The organism is Nocardia gipuzkoensis, assembly GCF_021183645.1.
GTDB lineage: Bacteria > Actinomycetota > Actinomycetes > Mycobacteriales > Mycobacteriaceae > Nocardia > Nocardia abscessus.
Window position 1 is genome coordinate 5527950 of record NZ_CP089225.1, and the last position, 16447, is coordinate 5544396.

The following is a 16447-nucleotide window of genomic DNA, read 5'->3' on the forward strand; positions in this document are numbered from 1 at the left end:
ATGGGAGAGGACTGGAGCCGCTGGCTCGACGAGACGCCCGGCGAGGGCGCGGCGTCGGGCCGGCCGGTGCGCTCCAAGGCTCCGGTGGTGCGGTTGCGGCGCGGCAAGGGCAGCGGCTCCGAGGCCGATCACCCGGTGCAGCGGCCGATTCTGGTGGTCGGTGGGTGCGGTGGTGCGGGTACCACCACGACGACGTTGGGGTTGGCGGGTGAACTCGGCACGGGCGGGACGCCGACGGTCGCGGTGGACGCCACCTCGGCGGGCAGCGATCTCGCGCTGCGCGGCGCCGATGAGCATCTGCACCCGATCAGTTTGCAGTCCTGGCTGTACGGCCGCGGTGACGACGAGCCCGCGCCGTTGAAGGAGTGCCTGTCGCGCGCGACTTCGGGTATCGGTCTGCTCTGGCGAGATGCCGCGCCGCTGCGCAGGCGTGCGACCTATCTCACGGTCGCGCGCGCGGTGCACGACGCGGGATACACCGCCGTCTACGACGGCGGGCACCCGATTGCCGCCAGGCAACTGATTCCCCTGCTCGATGACGCGGATGTGGCTCTGGTGCTTGCCATTCCGGCCCGCACCGACGCGGCCAACCGGCTGCGGGTCGCCCTGGAATGGCTCGACGACCAGTTCGGCGACCCGGGGGAGGGGCACGGCGGCGGCGTCGTCGGCGACACCACGATCGTGGTCTCGCATCAATACCCGGGTGACGATTCCCGGGTAGCGGATCATTTGCGCGAGCATCTGTCCGGCTGGGTTCGCGACATTATGGAGATCCCCTACGATCCGCACCTGGCCCGTGGCGAACTCGTGCGGCACGCCTCGCTGGCCGCCGAGACGCGCCGGGCATATGGGCGCCTGCTCGCCGGGGTGGCATCATGACCGCCGCCATGATTTTTCCGCGCCAGCCCGACCCGACGCCCGCCGGTGTGATCGCCCCGCCGGAGTCCCGCCGTGCCGCCATCTGGGACCGTCCGGTACCGGGTGTCGGCCGTGCGCCGCTGGTCTGGCTGCTGGGTGTGCACGGCGGTGCCGGAGCCAGTACCCTCGCGCATGTGCTTGCGCCCGCGGCGGATTCGGGCCGCCGCTGGCCCGGCGTCTTCGACCGCGAAAGTCCGTTCGTCGTCCTGGTCGCCAGGGAGACGATCGCCGGTCTGTCCCGCGCGCACGATCTTCTGCGCCAACATCTTTCGGGTTTCGCCGGCCCCTCCGACGTGCTCGGCCTGATCACCGTAGCCGCGCGCCCCGGCCGGATGGCCCCCGAGATCCGGCGCTATCGCGACGTGGTCGGCTCTCTGGCCGGACAGGTGTGGCAGGTGCCGTGGTACGAGGAGTGGACGCTGGTCGAACCCGAGCAGCTGCCGGTGTGGTCGCCCGGTGATCCGCTGCCGCCCAGGAAGCGCAAGCTCGATCTGCTGGAGGAAGTCCCGCTCGATGTCCGGGAGCTCGGCGCCGACATCGTGGCGGCCGCTCGGACGGCACTGGAGGAGGCCGGCTACGACCGCCGGTCACCGGATCTCCGCAAGCCGCCCGACGAGTGATCGTCCGCCTCGAAACGGCGACAACCACCCACTATTCGAGAAAGGCACCCGATGAGCATGCTCCTCCTCGCCGTGCAGGACACGTACGGCACCGTACTCGCGCAAGTCGGTAATCCGACGCCGGAGGCGCCGCCGGGCTCGGAGAAGATCCTGCAGCTGGTGCGGTATCTCACGTGGTTCGTCCTGCTGTCCGGAATCTGCGGCATCGTCTACGCCGGCGGCAGGTTCGCCTGGGAGAAGTGGACCGGCGGTGGTCTGGAGTCGCCGAAGATGGTGGCGGGCGCGATGATCGGCGGCGTGGTCGCCACCAGCGCGGGCACCATCATGAACGCCGTCATCGGCACCTGAGGCCCGCGATGAGTACCGTGCGCATGCTCGCGGCCGAGCCGCTGGCCTACAAGCAGATGCCCGCCGACGTTCTCGCACCGCTGATGCAGCTGCTGAACTGGCTGCTGTGGTTCGTCCTCCTGGTGTGCCTGGCCTGGATGATCGTGTCCGCTGGAAAGCTGTGGTTGACCTTCCGCAGCGATCTGGCGATGAACGATGCCTCGCACGGCGTCCTGATGAGCCTGCTTGGTGCGGTGGTGGCGAGCACGGCGTCGGGGATCGCCCTGGCGTTCCTGCCCGCGTGAGCCGGAGTGGGACGGGGACGACGCGGGAATGAATTCGACAGGACTGCGGCCGGTGGACTCCACGGCGTGGCGGCGCGACATCCGCCGCCCCGCGGCGGGAGTCGTCGGCGCCGCGCTGCTGTTCGCGGCGGTGGGCTGCGGAGGTAGCGAGGACTCGACGGGGCCGGACCTCGCGGCCGCTCCCACCGACGTGCGGTGGCAGCCGTTCCAGGGTGTGCCGCTGCCGCACACCGACCAGGGACCGCGGTCGACGGCAGACGGCGCCGCCACCGGTTTCGAGCACTCCCCGCGCGGCGCGGGCATCGCCGCGCTGACCCATTCGGTACGGCTTGCGGTAGCCGCCGACACCCAGTGGGCGAAAGTGGCTGCGCGAGAGGTGGTTCCCGGCCCGGCCAAGGACGAGTGGGCGATCAACCGGGTGCAGCTGTCCATCACCGGTCCGGCGGGCCCCGAGTTCGCGCCCCGCCTGCTGGGCTACAAGATCACCGGATACACCGAGGGGCAGTCCACCGTCGACGTGTACACCGAATACTCCGACAGCTCGAAAGCGGTGCACCACACGACCGTCGAGTGGTTCGGCGAGGACTGGAGATTACGACTGCCCGATCCGGACTCGACCGCCCGGCCCATCGATTCGATCGACGCATTACCCACCGATATCGTCAAATTGGAGGCACCGACGTGAGCGACAGGGAGTCGTACGCGCGCGATCGTGTCTCCTTCGGCGTGGTCGCCTCCGCCGCCGTGCTGGCGCTCATCGTGGTGGTCGGCATCTTCGTCTTCGTCGGCCGGGACGACGAGGAGATCGGCGGCGCACCCGCCGTCACCGAGGGCTCCGGCGGCACCGGTTTCGCGACCCCCGAGGCGGACATCCTCGGCAGGCGCGTAGACATCCCGAACAGCGCTGCGGGACAACCGCTTCCGCAGGACCCCTCGCGGCAGCGCAAGCCCAGCGACCCCGACTGGCTGACCGCCGCGCCGGAGGGCACCACCGAACCGCACGGCTGGCAGCGGGTGTACGGCGCCTCCGTGCCGTTCTCCACCTCCGACGGGCCGACGCGGATCGAGGACGACCTGGCCGTCGGCTACGCGCACACCCCGCAGGGTGCGGTGCTGGCCGCCGCGCAGATCACCTACCGGCTCAACGCGCGTCCCGCCGACCGCGACCTGTACGTGCGCCAGGTGCGGGTCTCCGCTCAGCAGATCGCCGCCTACGACAAGGCGCTGGCCGACGACCGGCTGCCGGAGCAGCAGCCGGAGACGGTGACCCGCTACTTCGTCGCCTCCGATGCGTTCAAGGTGGACGACTACGCCGACGATCTCGCCATCATCCGCCTGGCCACCAGGGGCCCGGTGATGGACGGCAAGCAGCTGTGGGCGGCGACGCGCCTGGTCATGGTGTGGGACGCGGGGGACTGGCGCCTGAAGCCATCGATCACCAACAATGCCCAGGCCGAGTACATCGAGTCGTTGCAGGGGTGGACGAGGTGGTGAGCCGTAGGAGGTCTTCCGGTCGCATGCCGCTGACTGTGCTGGGCGCAGCTGCGGTACTCGCGGTGGCGGTGGCCGCAGTCGTCACCGTAGTCGCGACTCGGGATGACGACACGCCACACGCGCAGGTCTCGCAAACGACGACTGCGTCGGAAAATGCCCATGGCGGGCCAACTTTCGCCGGTTCTGGTAAGGATTCCTTCGGGCACCGTTTCGATATCCCGAACGAACCGGCCGGACAGGCGCTTTCACAGTCGGGCGCGCAACGGAGGCCGACCGATCCGGAGTGGCAGACCGGCGCGCCAGGCGGGACGAACCAGCCGGGCGGTTGGCAGCAGGTGTACGGCGGCCCGATCATTCCTTTCTCGACGACCGATGGACCGGCGCGCATCGACAACGGCGTGCCGTCGGGATTCGCCAAGACCCCGCAGGGCGCCGCGCTCGCCGCCGAGCAGATCTACTGGCGGACCGTGGCACGGCCTACCGACCGCACGCTGTGGCGGCAGTTGGTGATCCTTACTCCCGAGGAACTCGCCGATCGCGAGCGCAAGATCGCCGAGGGCAAAGTGCCCGACGTCTTGCCGGAGAATGCCAAACCGCTGTTGTACGCGTCCGACGCTTTCCGAATCGAAAGCTATGGTGACGATTTCGCTGTTGTTCGTGTCGCCCGCAAGACCCGTGAGTTCCTGCACGGAGGGCGAAGTTGGGTGGCAATGAGACTCAACGTGTTATGGCGTGATGGTGGCTGGAGACTGAAGTCGTCCGCGGGCGACGCGCAGCCGCTCGAGACGATCGGTTCGATCGATGGGTGGACACAATGGTGAGGCGGCTAGTCACAATCTTCGCGGTCATCTTCACGGTGATGATCGCGACTCCGACCGTGGCCTACGGCCAGTCGTACGGCTGGGACGAAACGTGCAACGAAATCCACGACACGCTCGACGGCCTGGGACTGCCCGGCTTCACCCTCGGTGACGCCGCGTCCGCCGCGTGCAAGGCGGGCAATGTCGGCGCGCATCCGGGCCAGGCTGCGGACGCGGTGAAGGACAAAGCCTGGGATTCGACCTTCGGCAAGGTGGTCGATTCGCTGATGAACGGTCTCGGCCAGGCCATCATCCTGGCGTTGACGTTCTGGATGAAGGTGCCGAACGAGGCGGTCAGCGATTCGGGTTCGCTGTTCACGAAGATCAACGACTACACCTATCAAGCGCAGATCCTTCTGTTGATAGCGTCGGTGATCCTCTCCGGCGCGCGATTGGCCGAGGCCAGACGCGGGGCCGCGATGAACGAGGCGGCCGAATCGTTCCGGATGTTCACCCGCGTCGTGTTCAGCTCCTGGATGCTCGGCGCGGTGATCGTCGCGGGCACGCAGGCCTCGGACCGCTTCGCGGAGTGGATCATCGAGGACTCGACCAACGGCAACGCCAAGGACCTCGCCGAGCTGATGGTGAAAACCAGTAAGCTGCAGGCGTTTTCCCCGGGTCTGGTGCTGATCATCGCGATCGTCGGTCTGCTCGGCGCGCTCGCGCAGATCGTGCTCGCCATCGTCCGGCAAGGTCTGCTGGTGATCGCGGCCGGTGTGCTTCCGCTGGCGGCGGCGGCCTCCGGCATGAACATCGGCAAGCAGTCCTATCAGAAGCTCATCGGCTGGATCATCGCCTTCATGCTCTGGAAACCGGTGGCGGCGATCGTCTACATGATCGCGTTCACCACGGCGGGTCACGTCGACGGCCTCACCCCGACGGGCGGTCTGCCCGACGGTGAGCAGGCCCAGCGCATGCTGGTCGCGATCGTGCTGCTGTGCAGCGTGGCGTTCGTGCTGCCCGCGCTGATGCGGCTGGTCACCCCGGCCGTCGCCATCGTCGGCAGCGGCGGTTCCGGTTTCACCGCGGCGGGCGGCACCCTGGTCGGTGTGGCGGCCTTGGGCGCCATGGGCACCAAGGCGGTCGGCGTCAAGGGCACGGCGGCCGCGGGTGCGCCCGGTTACGTGAGCGGCGGCGGAACCGGACCCCGGCCCGGCGGCGCGGGAGGACCGCGTGGCGGCGGCGTACCGCGGCCCACCCCGCCGCGCGGTGGCGGCGGTGGTCAGGGTGGTGCGGCACCGCGCGCCTCCGGACCCGCGGGCGCGGCCGGAGTACCGTCCGGAGCGGCCAGGGCGGCCGGCCGGATCGGAGCGGCGCGCGCCGCGAGCGGCGGGCTGAACCGGGCCGATCAAGCCATGGGTGACGTCGCGGGCGATCGCTGGACGAACCGGTCACCCGATCTCGGAAGGAGCACCATTCCGCGATGACAATCACCGACACCTACGAGCGGCGCTCGTACGGGCTCTGGCAGAAGCCACGCAGCGCGGGTCTTTTCGGCCTGCGCTGGGAGGAGACCGTGCTCGGCTTCGCGGTCGTGATCACCGCGCTGATCACCGCGATGGTCGGCGGCTTCCAGTGGGGGATGATCGTCGGCGGCGTCGGTGTCGTCGTGATGGTCCCGCTGGTGTGGCGGACCGGAGGTCGTTCGGGCTACGAGACGGGATTGATGATGTTCAACTGGATGCGCTCGCGCAATCGCGGCGAGCACGTGTACCGCGGTGGCCGCTTCTCCCGGATCCCGGGCGGTGTCACCCGCTTGCCCGGTCTGCTGGCGCCCTCCAAGTTGTACGAGGGCATCGACGCGGGCGGCTACAGCTTCGGCATGATCCACCTCCCGCAGTTCGCCCAGTACACGGTGGTGCTGCGCGCGTGGCCGCAGGGTCACGAAGCGGTGGACCAGCCCGTGATCGACCGCTGGGTGTCGGCGTGGGGCACCTTCCTGGCCTCGGTCGGCCAGACCAGCGACATCGTCGCCGTGGTGCCGGTGATCGACACGGTGCCCGAGACCGGGAACCGCTTGCTCACCGAGGTTTCCACGATCACCAGGCCGGAGGCGCCGGAGCTGGCCCAGCAGGTGATGTACGAGCTGGCCACCGAATTGCCGCAGGAACGGGTGCAATTGCTGCCGCGCGTGGCGATCACGTTCAAGGCCACCACCGCCGAGCGCCGCAAGAACCCGGCGGAGGAGGCCGTGGAGATCGGCCGCCGCCTGCCCGGCATCTGCGCCGCGCTGGCGGAAGCCGGTGTGCGCGCCCAGCCGATGTCGGCCGACGAGGTGATCTCGTTCATCCGCCGCAGCTACGATCCCGCCTCGCAGGCCGACCTCGAGGTGGCCGCGGGCGAACCCGAAGGGCACGGCCTGGATTGGGCGGACGCGGGCCCGGTGTCCCACGACGAGAAGTGGGATCACCTGGTGCACGACGGTGGCCGGTCGGTCACCTGGGAGATGGACGCCGCGCCGGAGGGCGCGGTGGACGAGCGGGTGCTGCAACGACTGCTCGCGCCGAATCCCGAAGTACCGCGCAAACGTATCGCGATCGTGTACCGTCCGCACTCAGCCGCCGACGCCGCCGAGATCGTCGACGACGATTTCAAGAACGCGTTGGTGGCCCAGCAGAGCGAACGAGGGGTCGTGTCCGCGGCGGCGACGCTGCGGGTGGGCGCGACTCAGCAGGCCCGCGAGGAGCAGGCCAGGGGTCACGGTGTGACCCGCTTCGGGGCGCTGGTGACCATCACCGAGCCCTTGCGCGGTGACCTGCCGCGCATCGAAGCCATCACGCGCGACCTGTCGACCCAGGCGCGCTTGAAGATTCGGCGGTGTTACCGCTACCAGGCGGCGGCCTTCGCGGCTTCGCTCGGTTGCGGGGTGATCCTGCCGGAGCATGCCACTATTCCGAAGGCACTGGCGGGGTGAGCGATTCATGGCACGCGACTACGAGCCACCCGTACGGGAACGCGACGAGGACGCACGCCGCAGGCGACTCGAGCAATCCGGCCGGGACGAGTGGGGACAGCGGCCGGAGCGGCGGCGTTCCGCACGGGATTCGGCGCGGGTGAACGGCGAGGACCGCCTGGGCGTCGACCCGTCCGACCGGCGGGCCGCCGAGCGGCGCGCGCGAGCAGCCGCGGGCCGGGCCGACGCCGTGCGGGCCGACCGGGCGCACGCCGACCGGGCGCACGCCGAGCGGTCCCGCGGCGAGCGGAGTTCCCGCATGCCCCGTGACGCGGCCACCGAGCGCATCGCCGCACGGCCGGATCGCAACGGCGGCAGGAACGGTCGTGTGGCGCGGCCCGCGAAGGTCGACTACACCGCCGACCGCGCCATGGGCACGCCGTACACGGACAAGGCGGCCCGCCGCGCGAAGGCGAAAGCCGATCGGCGCAAGCAGTCCGGCCCGCCGCTGCTCGACGACGCCACCCGCGCCAAACTGGAGATGATCGCCCGGGAGGGCAGTGGCCTGCGGGCGGCGTTCGCGCAGTTCCGGGTCCGCACCGACGACATCCGCCGCCGCAACTACGCGGCCCGTGCGGAGCAGACGATCGAGGACGGATTCGACCGCAGCACAGCGCAACTCACCGACCGCGGCTACGCGGGAGCGGGCGGCGGCCGGATGAACGTGGTCGGCCGCCCGGTCGAGTACCGTGCCACCACCGCCCAGGTCGCCGGTCTGTGGCCGTGGTCGGTCGGCGCGGGCGCGCCGCTGATCGGCACGCCGCTCGGTTCGCATCTGCACACCGGAGCGCCGGTCTGCTTCGATCCGATGAACTGGTTCATGCGCGGCAGTTTCATCACCGCCCCCAGCCTGTTCGTGCTCGGCCTCAACGGTTTCGGCAAGTCCTCGCTGGTCCGCCGGATCGTGCTGGGCGGCATCGCGCAAGGGATCACGCCGCTGATCCTGGCCGACGTCAAACCGGATTACCGGAAGATGGTCGAGCTCGTCGGCGGCCAGGTGATCGACCTGGGGTACGGGCACGGCAAGCTCAACCCGCTCGCGGCGGGCGTGCTCGGTGCGGTCGTTCCGCGCCTGGAAGAGTTCCCGGCCCTGCAACTGCAGGTGTTGCAGGACCTGCGGGCCAGGCAGGTGACGCTGATCGCGGGCTTGGTCGAACTGGTGCGCGGCGACCGGGTCCGCGACTACGAGGAGACCCTGATCTCCACCGCGCTGCGCATTCTCTACCGGCCGGGCAGCGGTTACACCCCGGACAAGCCGCCGATCATGGAGAACCTCCTCGAGGTGATCGTCGGCGGTGGTGAGGAATTGATGCTGGACGCGGGTTCGGACAACCCCGCGGAGTACCAGGACGCGATCAAGGGGCTGCGCCGCTCGCTGCGCGCGCTCACCCAGGGGCCGTTCGGCGCGGTCTTCAACGGCCAGACCACCGTGCCGATCGACACCAGCGCGGTCGCGGTGTGCATGGACGTCTCGCACATCCCGACCGGCGACAAAAAGCTCAAGGCCGCGGTCATGCTGGCCTGCTGGGCCGACGGGTTCGCCTCGGTCGAAGCCGCGCACGTGCTCGCCGACGCGAAGCTCGGCCCGCAGCGCTACTTCCAGGTGGTGATGGACGAGCTGTGGCAGGTGCTCGGCCTCGGTGACTTCATGGTCGACCGGGTCGACGAGCTCACCCGATTGCAGCGCGGCATCGCCACCGCGCTGATCATGATCAGCCACACCATCAAGGACTTGCAATCGCTCGGCTCGGAAGCCGCCATCGCGAAGGCGCTCGGTTTCCTCGAGCGGGCGCGCGCCAAGATCTTCGGCGCGCTTCCGGCCGAGGAGATCAAACGGCTGGACAGCACGGTTCCGTTCACATCGGCCGAGGAGGAGATGGTGACCGGATGGTCCGCACCGCAAGCGCTGACCGGCGAGGCGCTCAAGCCGGGTCAGCAGCGGCCGTCCCCGCCCGGCACCGGTAAATTCCTGCTGAAGATCGGTGAGGACCGCAGGCCCGGTATCCCGTTCCACATGGAATTCACGCTGTCGGAGAAGGAAAGCGGGATCCACGACACCAACCAGCGGTTCAGCGAGTTCACCGAATCCACCTCGCGCGGGACGGATTCACCGGGGAGTGCCGCATGATGCCGCACCGGTCCTACCGCCGCGTCTCCCCGGAGGTGCGCCAGGCGGCGGTCGAACAGGTCGTCGCACTGACCGGCAAGCTGCGCAGTGAATCGGAGGCCTGCCGTGTGGTCGCCGAACAGATCGGTGTGCACACGAACTCGGTGCGGAATTGGGTGCGCGCGGCCGAAGGCCCCAGTCTGGAGCGGATGGACGCGACCGCGCTGCGGCGCAAAGTGGCGCTGCTGCAACAGCAGTTGGCGGCCGCCGCCGAGATGAACCGCACGTTGGCCGACACCCTCAACGAAGCCCGGCGCCGGACGTGAACCACGGCTGCGCGCGGCACGATGCCGGAGTGCGGCGATGAGCGGCAAATCGGCGTTGTGGACGGCGCTGGGCGCGGTGCTCGGCCTGGTGACCATCGTGCTGGTCATCGTCATGCCCGCCGTGGACGACCCCTGTGAGGGCGGATCCGTCCTCGGCTCGCAGTCGGCGCTTCCGCCGCTGGGCGGTTATCCGCCGGGTGATCGGCGTGCCGCCGCGACGGCCACCTCCGGTGCGTCACAGGCCAATCCGGCCGCGACCGCCACCCCCTCGCTCGCCGCGGGAGTCGGTCGGCTGCGCCGCACGTTGCCGATGGCCACCGGAACCTTCACCGTGTCGGACACTTTCGGGTCGCGCGGCGGCGCGCACCGGGGCGTCGACTTGGCCGCGCCCGACGGTACGCCCATTTTCTCGGTGTCCGACGGCCGCGTGGTCGCCGCCGGTCCGGCGTCGGGATTCGGCAATTGGATCGTGGTCGACTCGGTGGACACCAACGGACGCTCGTATTCGGCGGTCTACGGCCACATGTGGGATTCGGGCGTGCTCGTCCGGCCGGGCGACACGGTGACCGCGGGGCAGCACATCGGCGCGGTCGGCTCGGCCGGTGAATCCAGCGGGCCGCACCTGCATTTCGAGATCGTCCCGGGCGGCCGGTTCACCGGCGGACGCCAGATCGACCCGTTGCCCTGGCTGGACGGCGCGCCGACTCCGGACGTCGGCGGTGCGCGCGCCTATTCCAGCGATCCGCGTTGCAGCCTCGGCTTCGGCACCGCGGGCGGCGCGCTCGCCGCGGGCAAGGTGCCGCAGGAGCTGGAGATCTGGTACCGCCGTGCGGGTTCGATCTGCCCGCAGGTCACGCCGTCGCTGCTGGCCGCGCAGGGCAGGCAGGAGTCCGGCTTCCGCCGCGGCGCGACGTCGCCCGCCGGTGCCCAGGGCCTGGCGCAATTCCTGCCGACCACCGCGGTGAGCATCAATCCCGACGACGGTCAGCCCTACGTGATCGACGCCGACGGCAACGGTGTGGCGAGTGTGTGGGACGACGGGGACGCGATCATCGGCCAGGGACGGTACATGTGCGCGATCGCGCACAAGATCCAGCGCTGGCAGGCCGAGGGCAGGGTGCAGGGCGACGTCGTCGCGCTGACGCTGGCGGCGTACAACGCGGGCGAAGGCGCCGTGCTGGCCTCCGGCGGCATGCCGAACCAGGTCGCGGCCCACTACGCCGAGACCCAGCCGTACGTGCGCAATATTCTCGCGATGGAGGCGCAATACCGAGCGCCGGGTTCACTCGGCCGGTTCACTCCCGGGCAGGGTTCCAGCGGTGACCAGATCGTCGAAGCGGCGCACGAGTGGCTCGGCACGCCCTATGTCTGGGGCGGTGGCGGGCCCCAAGGGCCGAGCGGCGGGGGACTGGACGGGCCGGGTCTGACCGCGGCGGCGGTGTTCGCGGCGTCCTCCGGCACGGTGACGCTGCCGCGTACGGCCGAACAGCAGTGGGAGGCAGGTGCCGAAGTGCCGATGAGCAGAGCGCGGCCGGGCGATCTGGTGTTCAGCTCGTTCGGTCCGCGCGGACCGGCGCAGGTCGGCGTCTACGCCGGGAACGGCCGGATGATCCAGTCGGTGCCGGGCGCGGATGCCCGATCGGGAGGCGGCGTTTCGGAAGTCGCGGTGCCAGGGGACGCACGGGCGAGGAGGGTGCTGTGAGCGTCGACGGGCCCGAACACGCGACGGCGGGACTGCCGCGACCACCCCGGGTGCGGCTAGCCTGGATGGACAGAGCAAGTGCACGCGCGAAACTGGTGGTGATTCTGGTGCTGAGCGCCGCGGTGCTGAGTGCGGCCTGTGGCCGCGCGGACCGCGCGGACGCGGGATCCGATGCGGCGCACCCCGCTACGTCGACCCCCCGGTTACTGGAGGGCGTGCCCGCCCCGGACCCGGTGACGCCCGACGGCGTGGCGGTCGCGGCGCTGCGGGAGATCTACAGCTGGCAACCCGCCACCGAGGCCCAAGGCGCTTCGCTGGCCCGGGCGCGGAAGTTTCTCGGCCCCAGCCTGATTCGTATGCTGGATGCGGCGCCGACCGCGGTGGAGACGCCGAAGCCGACGCTGCAATGGTCGGATTGGGCGAGGGAAGGGGCGCGGGTGGAGGCGTTCACTTTCGCGTCGGGTGAGAAGGCCCCGGCCCTGAGCGACCCGAACGTCCAGCAATTCAAGATCGGGATCGAGCAGACCGTCGTCTATCCGAACGGGCGCAAGGAGCCGTTGCCGCCCGCGACGGTGATCGCCACCGTCGTGCGCACACCCGACGGCTGGCGGCTCGACGCGTTCCGCTGACCACCCGCTTTCCGTACCGGACGGCCGACCCAGGAGGCACACATGGCGAAGAAGAAAAAGGTGACGGATCCGGCCGTTCCCGGGCCCGACGTCAGCCTGCTACTGACCTACGCCGGCTTCGCGATCTTCGGAACCCTCTGGCTCGCGCTGCATCTGGGCAACCTGCTCGCGGGCAGCCCGCAGAAGGTCCCGTTCAACCCGATCGCGATCGCGGCCGATCTGGCGCGGGGCAAGCTGCAGTGGCCGGGCGCGGCCACGGCGATCGTCCTGCTGGTGATCCTGAGCGTGGTCGCCTATCTGGTGATCCGCAAGGAATTGCAGAAGCGCCGGTCCAAGGGCAGGTTGCCGGTCGACGACAAGGCCGACGTGATGGGCAACGGCGGAGCGATTTCCATGCTCACCGAGGCGGGCGTCCGGGAGAAAGCCGAGCAGCTCGGCGTGAAACTCGGTTACAACGACGTCCCGGGCGTGCCGATCGGCGTCGGTGTGGCCGATGGTGTGATGCTCTACGGTTCGTACGAGGATCTGCACCTGGACATCTGGGGGCCGCGGCAAGGCAAGTCGACCTCCCGGGTGATCCCGGCGATTCTCACCGCGATCGGTCCGGTACTGGCCACCTCGAACAAGCGCGACGTGGTGGACGCGACCCGAGACGTCCGCGAGGCCAAGGGAAGTCCCACCTTCGTCTTCGATCCGCAGGGTGTCGCGGGCGAGGAGCCGACCTGGTTCTGGGATCCGCTGTCCTGGGTGGACGCCAAGCGTGAGGGCTGCGAAATGCGTGCGGCGCGGTTGGCGGGCCACTTCGCCGACGGCGACGACGGCCGCGACACCAAGACCGACGCGTTCTTCGATCCCGAGGCCGAGGACCTGCTGGCCGGGTTGTTCCTCGCCGCGGCGGTGGGCGATCGCAACGGCAGCAGGCCGATCGTGCAGGTGTGGGAGTGGGTGACCAACCCGCAGGACACCGAACCTATCGAACTTCTGCGCGCCGCCCGCCACCACTACACGGCCTCTGGTCTGTCCTCGCAGTACAACACCGACCCGCGGACGCGCAGCGGCATCTTCGGCACCGCCAAGAAGATGATCCGCTGCTTGAAGCTGTCGAACGTGCACCCGTGGATCAGCCGCGGCGGCGACCGCAGGGAGTTCGACGAGCTGGAGTTCCTGGAGAACAACGGAACGCTCTACAGCCTGTCGCTGGAGGGCCGCGGGTCGGCCGCGCCTTTGGTGAGCGCGCTCACCGAGGCCGTGGTGGACGTGGCGATGCGGAAGGCCTCGCAGTCGGCCGGTGGTCGTCTGGCGATTCCGCTGCTCGCCGTGCTCGACGAGGCCGCCAACGTGGTGCGCTGGAAGGATCTGCCCAAGCAGTACAGCCACTTCGGTTCGCGTGGCATCGTGGTGATGACCGTGCTGCAGTCCTGGGCGCAGGGCGCGCGCTGCTGGGGTGAGAGCGGCATGAACGCGTTGTGGTCGGCGGCGAACATCAAGGTGCTCGGCAGCGGCGTGGATGACACCAAGTTCCTGCAGGAGCGTTCGGACGTGCTCGGCGAGTACGACGCGATTTCGCAGTCGGTCTCCGAATCCAAAGGCGGCAAGAGCTATTCGCGCTCGCTGGGCTCGTCCAAGACCTTCTCGGTCAACGGCCTGGCGACGCTGCCGCGGGGCCGGGCCATCCTGTTCCCCTCCGGTGCGCCGCCGGTGCTCCTGCGCACCGTGCCGTGGTGGGAGGGTGAGTACGCTGCCGACGTGAAGAAGTCCATCTCGCGCCACGACCCGCAGCGCAAGACGGAGGTCACGGACCTGATCGGCGCGCCCTCGCTCAGCAAGTCGACGCCGCCGCCGGAATACGGACAAGTCGAGGAGGTTCGGCCGCTGTGACCGAACAGCAGCAACAACCGATGATCTACGCGAGCGTGGTGGAGTTCGTCGAGAACTACCTCAGCCTGGTCTATCGGCGGCAGGTCACCGATCTCAGTGACACGGTGTGGTGCCCGGAGTGGTGGCAGCACGCCGAGGCGGTCGCCCGGCTGGACGCGCTGTGGCGGGCCTGGGAGCACTATCGGCTGGACGGGCGCACCGGATTGAGCGTCTGGTTCCTCGATCACGCGGACCCGCACATGGCGAAGCTGTTCGATCCCAAAGGCCCGTTCAAGTACTGCAGTGTGCGCAACGGCCACAAGGACATGCTCAGCCCGCTGCCACTGAAATCGCCGCAGCACGGCATGTTCGGTGATCCCACGGTGGGCGACTTCCGCACGTAATCCGCTGTGCGACGGTCTTTCTCGCGATGACCCTCGGAAACACGAACGCCCGCCGGAATCCGGCGGGCGTTTGTTCGTTCGGCTACCTCGTGCGTTCCAGGCCGCGGGATTCCTGTTCCCTCGCCCGGGTGACCGACGGCGCCGCGTCGGGCCGGGTGCGTACTGCCTCATTGGGTGGTTGCGCCTGCCCCACTTCGATCAGCATCCGCACTGCCGCGAGTTCCGGTGCGACACCCATTTTGGCGAGATGGGCCGCGATCGCCATCCGGCGTTCCGCGGAGTCGTACTGCAAAGCCGGCTTGGCGGTGGCGGCGGCGTTGGCGGCCATCCGGGACGCCTCGGCCTGCGCGGAGAAGCGGTCCTTCTCCAGGGACACACCCTTTTCCGCGATCGGCTTCTCGATCAGCCGGGCCAGCTCGGTGTTGCGCGGGTCCTTGGCCTTCGCGTCGCGAGCTTCCCGGATCTGCAATTCCTTGGCCTCTTTGATGCGGGCCTCGGTGAGCTTGGCGCGCGCTTCGGCTTCCTTCTGACCACGCTCGCGGGTCCGCAAGGCGACGAGCGTCGCAAGCTGCAACATTGTCCTCATCATGGCCGCGGTTTCCCGGCCGATGTCGTCCAGTTCCTCGGACATGGCTGCTCCCCGATGCTGCAGTGATCACTATGGATGGTTGTGGTGCTTCGTTACGGACGCCGCCACGCGAACTGTAGTCCCGCGCAGCGGGTCCCGCCTGCAAACGTGGACACCCGGAGGGCTCGCGTCGCGCCACTCTCGGTTCGGGATCGCCCGGCCGAAGGGTGACTACGCTGCGGGAACTCCTTGTTTCGAGATTACCCGACAAAGGTCGGCACAATCGAACGAGCGTGCTGCTTTATCAGCATATATCGCACATTTCCGGCGTGTCTCCTGGCGCGCCGGATGATCTTCGGATTGAGGACAGCCTAACTGAAGAAAGGTTTGGTTAGCCTTGCTCCGGCCGGACGGCACCGGATATGACTCGGGCCCGCGGCCGTGGTCGGCGGCGGGCCCGAGGAATCGCGCTCAGCGGTCGATGCGCACCGACTGGATGGTGACCGGCTGCTTGGGCTTCCCGTCACCGGGGCCGTTGGAGTCGTCCTGACCCACCGCGGCGATCTTGTCGAGGGTGGCGAGGCTGTTGTCGTCCACCGTGCCGAAGATCGTGTACTGCGGCGGGAGCAGCGAATCGGAGTACACGACGAAGAACTGGCTGCCGTTGGTTCCAGGGCCCGCGTTGGCCATGGCGAGCACGCCGCGCTTGTAGGAGATCGGCTCGGTGGACGCCGCCGGATCATCCGGAGCGTACTGATCGGTCGGATATTCGTTGTCGAATTCGTAGCCGGGCCCGCCCATTCCGGAGCCGGTGGGGTCGCCGCACTGCAGGACCTTCAGACCCTCACCCGCGGTCATCCGGTGGCAGCTGGTGCCGTCGAAGTAGTTCTGCGCCGCCAGGCTGACGAAGCTGTTCACCGTGCACGGCGACTCGGCGTTGTTCAGCGTCAGCCCGATCGGGCCCTGGCTGGTCTCCACGCTGACGCTGACCTTGGCATCGACGCCCGTGGTGGGGATGCCGTCGCCCTTCGGCTTGTTCACCGGCTTGTCCGCGGGCTTGGCGCTGTCGCGGTAGGCGCAGTCGACCGTCGCGGCCTTGGCCTTCGCCGAGGGCGGCGCGGCCGCGCTGGGCGTGTTGGACAGCGAGGCGTCGGCTGCCTCGGAGCTACCGCTGTCGTCGCCGCGGGTCAAGAAGTACACCCCGGTCACGGCGGCGACCACGACGACGACACCGAGTACCGATCCGGCGATCGTGAGTTGCTTGCGCCTGCGCGCCCGCTCGGCCCGGTTGGCGAGCTGACGTTCCAGCTTGCGTTTCGCCGCTGCTCGTCGCTGTTCGTTGGTCGGCACTACCACGTTCCTCCCGTATCCGGTTAC

Annotated in this window: 17 protein-coding genes; 15 read left to right on the forward strand and 2 right to left on the reverse strand. The window is 69.2% G+C overall.

Going from position 1 to position 16447, the window contains the following annotated elements; genetic code table 11:
- The 15 genes from LTT66_RS25220 to LTT66_RS25290 are packed head-to-tail and all read left to right on the forward strand — an operon-like array spanning position 1 to position 14502.
- A complete protein-coding gene (locus tag LTT66_RS25220) occupies positions 1 to 879 on the forward strand; it encodes a MinD/ParA family ATP-binding protein (protein ID WP_181724848.1) in 879 nt (292 codons plus the stop codon).
- Positions 876 to 1538, forward strand: coding sequence for a DUF6668 family protein (locus tag LTT66_RS25225; RefSeq protein ID WP_181724850.1), 663 nt, complete (start codon positions 876 to 878; stop codon positions 1536 to 1538). Before LTT66_RS25220 ends, LTT66_RS25225 begins: the two co-directional genes overlap by 4 nt.
- Positions 1539 to 1589: 51 nt before the next feature.
- Positions 1590 to 1886 carry a hypothetical protein gene (locus LTT66_RS25230; RefSeq protein WP_043694168.1) on the forward strand — a complete coding sequence of 99 codons (297 nt, stop codon included), beginning with the start codon at positions 1590 to 1592 and terminating at the stop codon, positions 1884 to 1886.
- Between the two features lie 8 nt (positions 1887 to 1894).
- Positions 1895 to 2170, forward strand: coding sequence for a hypothetical protein (locus LTT66_RS25235; protein ID WP_181724852.1), 276 nt, complete (start codon positions 1895 to 1897; stop codon positions 2168 to 2170).
- Between the two features lie 28 nt (positions 2171 to 2198).
- Positions 2199 to 2855, forward strand: coding sequence for a hypothetical protein (locus LTT66_RS25240; RefSeq protein ID WP_233060925.1), 657 nt, complete (start codon positions 2199 to 2201; stop codon positions 2853 to 2855).
- Positions 2852 to 3664 (forward strand): hypothetical protein, encoded by an 813-nt coding sequence (locus LTT66_RS25245; protein ID WP_233060926.1) that lies wholly within the window; start codon positions 2852 to 2854, stop codon positions 3662 to 3664. The genes LTT66_RS25240 and LTT66_RS25245 overlap by 4 nt, the downstream gene beginning before the upstream one ends.
- Positions 3665 to 3687: 23 nt before the next feature.
- Positions 3688 to 4485, forward strand: a complete 798-nt coding sequence (locus LTT66_RS25250; protein WP_233060927.1) for a hypothetical protein — start codon at positions 3688 to 3690, stop codon at positions 4483 to 4485.
- Positions 4479 to 5951: a conjugal transfer protein TraG N-terminal domain-containing protein gene (locus tag LTT66_RS25255; protein WP_233060928.1), complete on the forward strand. Its 1473-nt coding sequence runs from the start codon at positions 4479 to 4481 to the stop codon at positions 5949 to 5951. Before LTT66_RS25250 ends, LTT66_RS25255 begins: the two co-directional genes overlap by 7 nt.
- The gene (locus tag LTT66_RS25260) at positions 5948 to 7438 is read left to right on the forward strand and encodes an SCO6880 family protein (RefSeq protein ID WP_043694150.1); all 1491 of its coding nucleotides are present in this window, start codon (positions 5948 to 5950) and stop codon (positions 7436 to 7438) included. Before LTT66_RS25255 ends, LTT66_RS25260 begins: the two co-directional genes overlap by 4 nt.
- A 7-nt stretch (positions 7439 to 7445) precedes the next feature.
- Positions 7446 to 9605 carry a hypothetical protein gene (locus tag LTT66_RS25265; protein ID WP_233060929.1) on the forward strand — a complete coding sequence of 720 codons (2160 nt, stop codon included), beginning with the start codon at positions 7446 to 7448 and terminating at the stop codon, positions 9603 to 9605.
- Positions 9602 to 9910: a transposase gene (locus tag LTT66_RS25270; RefSeq protein ID WP_233060930.1), complete on the forward strand. Its 309-nt coding sequence runs from the start codon at positions 9602 to 9604 to the stop codon at positions 9908 to 9910. Before LTT66_RS25265 ends, LTT66_RS25270 begins: the two co-directional genes overlap by 4 nt.
- A gap of 37 nt (positions 9911 to 9947) precedes the next feature.
- Positions 9948 to 11612 carry a M23 family metallopeptidase gene (locus tag LTT66_RS25275; protein ID WP_233060931.1) on the forward strand — a complete coding sequence of 555 codons (1665 nt, stop codon included), beginning with the start codon at positions 9948 to 9950 and terminating at the stop codon, positions 11610 to 11612.
- On the forward strand, positions 11609 to 12241 hold the full coding sequence (locus LTT66_RS25280; RefSeq protein WP_233060932.1) for a hypothetical protein: 633 nt from the start codon (positions 11609 to 11611) through the stop codon (positions 12239 to 12241). The genes LTT66_RS25275 and LTT66_RS25280 overlap by 4 nt, the downstream gene beginning before the upstream one ends.
- A gap of 42 nt (positions 12242 to 12283) precedes the next feature.
- On the forward strand, positions 12284 to 14119 hold the full coding sequence (locus LTT66_RS25285) for a type IV secretory system conjugative DNA transfer family protein (RefSeq protein ID WP_233060933.1): 1836 nt from the start codon (positions 12284 to 12286) through the stop codon (positions 14117 to 14119).
- The gene (locus tag LTT66_RS25290; protein ID WP_233060934.1) at positions 14116 to 14502 is read left to right on the forward strand and encodes a DUF4913 domain-containing protein; all 387 of its coding nucleotides are present in this window, start codon (positions 14116 to 14118) and stop codon (positions 14500 to 14502) included. Before LTT66_RS25285 ends, LTT66_RS25290 begins: the two co-directional genes overlap by 4 nt.
- An 82-nt stretch (positions 14503 to 14584) precedes the next feature.
- On the opposite strand, the gene LTT66_RS25295 is transcribed toward LTT66_RS25290, so the two are convergent.
- A complete protein-coding gene (locus tag LTT66_RS25295; RefSeq protein ID WP_195064287.1) occupies positions 14585 to 15133 on the reverse strand; it encodes a hypothetical protein in 549 nt (182 codons plus the stop codon).
- Between the two features lie 408 nt (positions 15134 to 15541).
- Positions 15542 to 16420: a peptidylprolyl isomerase gene (locus LTT66_RS25300; protein WP_233060935.1), complete on the reverse strand. Its 879-nt coding sequence runs from the start codon at positions 16418 to 16420 to the stop codon at positions 15542 to 15544.
- Between the last annotated feature and the right edge of the window lie 27 nt (positions 16421 to 16447).